Raw genomic sequence first — 7,431 nt, 5'->3', positions numbered from 1 at the left:
AATTTACAGGTTCACTTGGATAATTATTATAATATCCATCATTCATAAAATATAACTCTCCAATTAATGAAGAAACTTGTTGCTTTTCTTCATCACTCATATTATATTCTACTTCTTGGAAAAAATTTTCTGTAGGTTGTACTACTTCTTCAGGTTGTACTTCATCATACTTAACTTCTATAGTGTATTCATAATTAATACCTTCTATCTTTATACTATCTTGTTTAGTATAATTTTTTTCTATTGTTGCAGCTTTTACTTCTAATGGACTAATTAATCCTCCTACCATTGTTACAACTAATATAGCAACAGCAATATTTTTCTTTTTCTTTATTATTAAGATAATTCCTAATGCACTAGCAAGAACAACTACAGAGCTTAAAATAATCACTTTCTTGTTAATTCCTTTTTTGCTTTCACTATATACTTTTGTTTTTACTGGTTGTACTTTATTAATTTTTATTTGTTTGCTAATACTTTGAGCTGAATCTATTTTCTCTTCATTTAATTCCAAAGTTTCTTCATTATATAATTGACTTGGTAAGTTTACTTTTACACACAAATTCTCATAATTAACATCAGTTGTATTTACTATATTAACATTAATGTATTTATTATCTTCTGATGGAACCAAATCAACTGTTATTTCATTACCATTATCTGTGCCTTCAGCTGCATAAACATTTATCCCTGGAATTATCATAATAAATAGCAACAATGTACACAATATATATCTTAACTTTTTATTATTCTTTACTTCCTTCTTATTATTTTCATTACTCAATACAATCCTTTTTTTCATATCCATTCACTCCTTAACATCTTATGAGTATATTATAGCAAGCTACTTTTGCTAAGTTTCGCATAGATATTGCCAACTTGTTAACACTTATTAAAAATTAATTAATATCAAATTATTGCTTTAAGTAAATTATCTATAATAGAATTTAGTATTTCTTATAATAAAAAAAGTAAAGATTCTGTTAAAATACTATACTGGCTGAGCTTTAGCAAGTTTATAGTATTTAGGGATCTTTACTCTTTTTTATTATATTTAGTAAATACTTAATGATATTATGCTATTTATAAAAACATATAATATTGATACTAATAATAAACATAATATTAATCAAACCAAATAACATTGGATTTTTCTTTTATCATCATACAATTACTCTCTATAGATGTGTTTCAAATTCGCTTGGTAACATTGGTTTTCCATAATAATATCCTTGTATCATATCGCACTTCATAGCTCTTAACTTGTCTGCTAATTCTTTATCTTCTACACCTTCAGCAACAACTTTTAAGTTAATCTTTTTACATAAGTCAATTATTTGTTCTACTATTATATCGCCTTTTTCTTTTGCATCAACATTTCTAAAATCAGTAAATAATGTTTTGTCCAACTTAACTACGTCTATTGGTAAATCTTTAAGTATTGTTAATGAAGAATAACCTGTACCAAAATCATCTAATGATATTGGAAATCCTGCTGCTCTACATAAATTAGAGAATGTTATAAATTCTTCTAAGCTTTCTGCTGCCATTGTTTCTGTCATCTCAAGTTCTATTAACCTATGTGGTATACCATAAGAATCTACAATTTCTATTAAATCATTTATAAAATTAGGTTTATAAAAATCCATTTTAGATATGTTAACTGAAACAACAATTTCTCGTTTATTTTCCTCTAGCCATCTCTTCATGTTCTTACATACTTCTCTTAGTACATACATATCTATCTTAGTTATATATCCTTTTTTCTCAAAGAAAGATATAAACTCACCAGGAGGAATTATTACTCCATCTTTTTTCTTCCATCTAACAAGTGCTTCTGCGCCACAATATCTCTCTTCTTTAAATGAATATTTTGGTTGTAATAATACTAAAAATTCTCTATTAAACAATGCAGACTCCATAGATTCTTCCATATATCTCTCATCTAATAATTTCTGTCTTATTTCATCATTATAATAGCTAAATTTCACTTGCATATTATCCTTGGATATCTCCATCGCCATAAGAGTTCTATCATAAAGTGTCCATATATCTAGTTCTTCATTTTCAACTTCATACACACCATAATGATATCTTAAAATATTTTTATGATTAAAGTTTCGAAGTTTATCATTTATGTTTAATAACCTTACATCAAGTAAATTTCTATCTTCATATTTTAGTAGCATTACAAACCTGTCACCATTTACTCTTGCATATAACTCATCTTCTTCACATATTTTTCGAAGTTCTTCAGCTAAATCTTTTAATACATCATTACCAAATTGATAACCATACTTGTCATTTATTATCTTAAAATCTACTATATCTATGGCTAATGTTATATATGAATAATTTTCATTTTCCTTAAGTATTTTTTCTGCATCCATCTGAAACTTATTAAAATTAGGAGCTCGAGTTAAATCATCTACATATGCCATGTCTTCTAATACACTATTAACAATTTTAAGTTCTGAAAAACTCTTATCTCTAATCCATTCCACAACAGTTGAAAATAATGCCATTGCAATACAGATTATAGGAAACCTAAATTCAAATGATGAATTATAGTTATATATATATTGATTAAGCGGTGACCAAAATAACACACATATTGCTGCACAAATAATTACATTTAATACAATACCGCATTTCAGTCCTGTTAGTACAAAAACTCCCATTGGAATCATAAGCGCCCAACATATAGAGGCTCCATTATTAGTTCCATTAACAACAAAATAAAAGCATACAAACGTATAAGAAATGGCAATTACCCATGCAGAAGCTAGAGATTTGTTTCTAATTACTAACCATGCACCTATAAGTCCTGTAAGTGTTAAAATTGCTTCTGCACCAATTTCTTCACCATTTCGTATAGATATAAATGTTATAATAGCTCCTACTAATGCCATAATAATATTCAAAAAAAATCTTTGGATAGCATGTCTTTTCTTATCTTTATCTTTATATCTGTGGAATACATCTTTTACTTCATTTGAAATCCTAGTGTTAATTACCATTATTTCACCCTTTCTTATAAGAATAACTATCACTCTAATAATTCTAGCACAATTGATATTCTTAACCAATAAAATTATTACAAATTTATGAATTTTTTTGAACCATTTGTTTTATATTTAATCCAATTAAAAAAGTGACTTTTCTATCATTAATAGAACAAGTCACTTTTGAATTAGTTTGTAATTTTATAGTACTTTTTACAACTATAAACTATTAACAAGGCATTTATTTTGTTTGATGGTTTGATAAATATTTCACTGCGTTAAGTGCTGCTATATTTCCTTCTCCAGCAGCTTTTATATACTGATAAGGTTTCCCTATACAATCACCTGCTGCAAAACATCCTTTTAGGTTAGTTGCCATATTTTTATCTACAACAATGTGCTCTCCATCTACCTCTAAACCTGGAACTAATTGATTAGGTGCTATAGAATCCTTAATAAAAAACACTCCATCTACTTCTAATTCTGTTTCTGTCATAATTAGACTTTTAACCTTTTCTTCTCCTGTAACTCTAAGTGGCTTATCTTTAATTATTTTTATATTATTATTTAACGAATACTCTCCATCATATAATGGAATATAATATACTTGTTTCGCTATTTCGCTTAAGAAATTAGCCTCTTCTTCCCCTTCTTGATTATACGAAACTATTGCAACATCCTTATTTCTGTATAACAGCGCATCACAAGTAACACAATAACTAACTCCTCTACCCAAAAAGTTTTCTTCTCCTTCTAATGCTCTATTAAATTCAACTCCTGTTGCAAGTATTATAGATGTTGCCTCATACATCTTATTATCTGATGCCATAATAGAATAATATTCTCCCATAGCATAAACATTGTTTACTCTCTCTTCTGTTATATCTATATCTAATGATTCTATATGTTTCTTAAAATTCTCAGATAATTCTCTTCCTGAAATACCTGGTAGACCTAAATAATTATTTATTTTCTCTGCTCTAAATACCTTATTGCTAAAGTTATTGCTACCAAACAAAATGAAAGTTTTATTTCGAATCTTAGCATTTAAAGCAGCAGATAATCCTGCAGGCCCTGTACCAATAATAGCTATGTCAACTCTATCCATATTATCTTATAATACCTCTTCTATAGCTTCTTTTAATGTATCCTTAGGTAAAAATCCTACCTTCTTATCTACTTGAACTCCATCTTTAAATATCATCACTGTTGGAATACTTGAAATACCATACTTGTTAGAAACAACTGGGTTCTTATCTACATCAACCTTAAATATCTTAGCATCGTCTTGTAATTCACCTTGAAGTTCTTCTAGAACTGGTGCTAACATCTTACATGGTGCACACCATGTTGCATAAAAATCAACTACAACTACTCCTTCATGATTTAACACTTCATTATTAAAATTATTATCATCTATATGAGTTAACATATATATTCCTCCTTTTTATATAGTGTTTTTCTACACTTTATATTATATTTGTAAGATAGTCAATAATGTTCTTAAATTTATAACAATTTATCTATATATATCTACTATTAAACCTTGAATTTCATCAACTGTAGATGCAATATCTATATTTTCACTCTGCTCTCCTAATATTTCTTGAGTTAAAGCTTCTAACTTCTCATCAATTGTATCAACAGTTACAAAATATTGTGTCTGCCAAAAACTTATATCTTTTTTAGTATCGTACATATATTGTAGAACTGACTCTAAATATTCTTTTATTAATTTTTTGTACATTCTAACATCAGCATAAGTTTTAGTTAATGCTAATCTATTACCCTTTTTCTTAATATCATCAGCCATTTGTTTTAATTGTTCTTGTGACTTTCTATCTCGTGCCTGATTAAAACTTTGAGAAAATTGTTTTTTGCCTGCAACTACTTTTCTCTCTTCAGTTTGTACTGTACCTCTACTTACTCGACCTATCTCCATAAAATTCTCCTCTTCTCAACTTAAATATTTAAATATATTATACAACATTTTGACGAGTTAATCATTTTATGTATATAATTTATTTAATAAAATAATAGATTTAAGGAGATTATCATGGATTCATTTAACAATTTAGGTCTTAACAATAACATAATAGAAGGTTTGGATAAACAAGGTATAAAAATCCCAACAGAAATACAGGCCTTAACTATACCAAAAGCATTAGAAAACCAAGATATTGTAGGGCGTTCTTATACAGGAAGCGGAAAAACTCTTGCATACCTAACTCCTATTTTTCAAAAAATAGATACATCTAAAAGAGAAATGCAAGCTATAATTTTGGCACCAACACACGAACTTGTAATGCAAATAAATGCTCAAATAAAATTATTAGCAACTAATTCAACTATACCAGTTACTTCCTTACCAATTATAGGGGACGTAAATATAGATAAACAAATCAAAAAGTTAAAAGAAACAAAACCACACATTATAGTTGGTTCTACTGGAAGAATTTTAGACCTTATCAAGAAAAAGAAAATAACTGCTCATACAATAAAAACTATAGTACTTGATGAAGCAGATAATTTATTAGATAACACTAGTAGTGCCATGGTTAAAGATTTAATAAAGAAAGCTATGCGTGATACTCAAATAATGTTATTCTCTGCAACCATAAATGATACAACTTTAGATAACGCAAAAGAATTCTTAAAGAATCCTTATATAGTTAATTGTGCAGAAAACATCACGTTAAACCCTAATATAAATCACATATACTTAGAAGTAGATAATAGAGATAAATTCGATACGTTACGAAAATTAATAGCTGCAACTAATCCAACTAAGGCTCTAGTTTTTGTCAATAGAAGTTTTGACATTAATAAAATAAAAGATAAACTTAATTTCCATAATAAAGCTTCATTTGCACTTCACAAGGGAATAAGTAAAGAGCAAAGACAAAATGCTTTAGAAAGCTTTAGAAATGGCAAAATAAACATATTAGTTTCATCTGATATATCAGCAAGAGGTTTAGATATAGATGGCATTACACATGTTATTAACTTAGATTGCCCTACAAGTGCAAAAGAATATTTACATAGAGCTGGTAGAACCGCAAGAGGTAATAATACAGGATACTCTATCTCTATAGTTAACAACAAAGAAGTTTACAAACTAAAATCTTACGAAAAAAAATTCAAAATATCTATAAAGAAAGGAAAGTTATCTCATGGAGTCCTTTCATAGTCATAGATAAACTATAAAATGTATATCCTAAACTAATTACAAACTAAAAATCACCATAACACTTCATTAACAAAAATTAAAATAGAAATGATATTATTTCTATTTTAATTTTTATGGAGTTCCTACTTCTATCAAATTGCCATCAAGATCATAAAATCTAACAACCTTCTTCCCCCAACTATGTGTCATAAGCTTATTTACATATTTAATATCAGGATATAATCTTTCAAGTTTCTCAACAAAACCTTCAATATTTCTTTCTTCAAAATACAATTCACAAGAATTATTTTCAGGTAAAATTTCCTTTCCTAAAAAATTCCTCCATATCTTTTCATCTTGAAGAACTAATCCTTCTGTCAAAATCATATTTCCATCATTATCCACTATCATTTCTAAACCAAATAAATCATGATAAAACTTCTTTGCATTATCAATATCCTTAACAACTATCAATATATTTTTCAGCCTCATTAAAATCCCTCCATAAAGTTAAAATATAATAGATATTTTCCTATAGAGTAATAAAGTTTCCTAAATGCTACTTATTTTAGCATTTAGGAAACTTCTATTTTAAATATCAAAACAATTATTCTTTATAATATGTTTTAAACTCTAAATATTACTCTTGAGCTAAATCTTTATTACCAAATGTAAAGTACTTCATAAGTAAAAATGTAATAGGTACTGCAACTACCGCTGCCAAAGAATAAGCTATTAGCTTGTACCATCCTAATATATTATAGAATACAACCACTGCAATATTCTGAATTAAAAAATTAGGAATATATGATATAACATATTTAATAAATTTCTTAAAGGACAATGATTGCTTAAAAGTAACTATACTGTTTAATATATATGAAAATAATAATCCTGTTATATATCCAAAAATAAATGATAAATTTTCATCAAAAAAGTTCGAATAAATTAATGCTAATATAATGCCATTAACTGTATTTACAGTTCCTACTATAGCATAAGTTAAAAATTGAAGACTAAAGAAATCTTTTAAGGCCTTCTTTTTTATCTCTACCATACCCAACAAACTCCTTTTTCCAAAAACATTATATCATTGTATCACATTTTTTCTTTTTTTTCAACATTAATCGTCATATGTCAGCGGTAAAGATTAAATTTATTTATATTGAATAAATTTCTCATAATCTCGCCTTTAAATTGTCTGAAAATTTTGAAAATTTATCTTTGCTTGTTTTTTAAAAAACGATAAACTAGAGC

The 7,431-nt window shown here is 27.1% G+C and carries 8 protein-coding genes; 1 reads left to right on the top strand and 7 read right to left on the bottom strand.

Annotation, left to right across the window (positions count from 1 at the left end):
- The 5 genes from KQI77_RS03345 to KQI77_RS03325 form a co-directional block, all read right to left on the bottom strand.
- On the bottom strand, positions 1–802 hold an 802-nt coding region (locus KQI77_RS03345; protein ID WP_216388373.1), incomplete at its 3' end, for a hypothetical protein.
- 376 nt (positions 803–1,178) lie between these two features.
- Positions 1,179–3,020 (bottom strand): bifunctional diguanylate cyclase/phosphodiesterase, encoded by a 1,842-nt coding sequence (locus tag KQI77_RS03340; protein WP_216388371.1) that lies wholly within the window; start codon positions 3,018–3,020, stop codon positions 1,179–1,181.
- A 226-nt stretch (positions 3,021–3,246) separates the two neighbouring features.
- A complete protein-coding gene (locus tag KQI77_RS03335) occupies positions 3,247–4,113 on the bottom strand; it encodes an NAD(P)/FAD-dependent oxidoreductase (protein ID WP_216388370.1) in 867 nt (288 codons plus the stop codon).
- A gap of 6 nt (positions 4,114–4,119) precedes the next feature.
- Entirely contained in the window at positions 4,120–4,437 is a 318-nt protein-coding gene (trxA, locus tag KQI77_RS03330; RefSeq protein ID WP_216388368.1) for a thioredoxin, read from the bottom strand.
- An 87-nt stretch (positions 4,438–4,524) separates the two neighbouring features.
- On the bottom strand, positions 4,525–4,947 hold the full coding sequence (locus KQI77_RS03325) for a YaaR family protein (protein WP_216388366.1): 423 nt from the start codon (positions 4,945–4,947) through the stop codon (positions 4,525–4,527).
- A 111-nt stretch (positions 4,948–5,058) separates the two neighbouring features.
- Here KQI77_RS03325 and KQI77_RS03320 point away from each other — a divergent pair, with 111 nt between their 5' ends.
- A complete protein-coding gene (locus KQI77_RS03320; protein ID WP_216388375.1) occupies positions 5,059–6,195 on the top strand; it encodes a DEAD/DEAH box helicase in 1,137 nt (378 codons plus the stop codon).
- 111 nt (positions 6,196–6,306) lie between these two features.
- Here KQI77_RS03320 and KQI77_RS03315 read toward each other — a convergent pair whose 3' ends face one another.
- Both KQI77_RS03315 and KQI77_RS03310 read right to left on the bottom strand, forming a co-directional pair.
- On the bottom strand, positions 6,307–6,666 hold the full coding sequence (locus tag KQI77_RS03315) for a VOC family protein (RefSeq protein ID WP_216388364.1): 360 nt from the start codon (positions 6,664–6,666) through the stop codon (positions 6,307–6,309).
- Between the two features lie 148 nt (positions 6,667–6,814).
- On the bottom strand, positions 6,815–7,231 hold the full coding sequence (locus tag KQI77_RS03310) for a GtrA family protein (RefSeq protein ID WP_216388362.1): 417 nt from the start codon (positions 7,229–7,231) through the stop codon (positions 6,815–6,817).
- Positions 7,232–7,431 lie beyond the last annotated feature (200 nt).

It is taken from the genome of Clostridium sp. MSJ-8 (assembly GCF_018918325.1).
Lineage (GTDB): Bacteria > Bacillota > Clostridia > Clostridiales > Clostridiaceae > Clostridium.
The sequence above is the reverse complement of the archived record's forward strand: the minus strand, read 5'-3'. Positions and strand labels throughout refer to the sequence as shown.

Coding starts and splice junctions, on each gene's coding strand:
- KQI77_RS03340 (WP_216388371.1), bottom strand. CDS start 3,020: ATGGTAATTAACACTAGGATTTCAAATGAAGTAAAAGATGTATTCCAC.
- KQI77_RS03335 (WP_216388370.1), bottom strand. CDS start 4,113: ATGGATAGAGTTGACATAGCTATTATTGGTACAGGGCCTGCAGGATTA.
- trxA (WP_216388368.1), bottom strand. CDS start 4,437: ATGTTAACTCATATAGATGATAATAATTTTAATAATGAAGTGTTAAAT.
- KQI77_RS03325 (WP_216388366.1), bottom strand. CDS start 4,947: ATGGAGATAGGTCGAGTAAGTAGAGGTACAGTACAAACTGAAGAGAGA.
- KQI77_RS03315 (WP_216388364.1), bottom strand. CDS start 6,666: ATGAGGCTGAAAAATATATTGATAGTTGTTAAGGATATTGATAATGCA.
- KQI77_RS03310 (WP_216388362.1), bottom strand. CDS start 7,231: ATGGTAGAGATAAAAAAGAAGGCCTTAAAAGATTTCTTTAGTCTTCAA.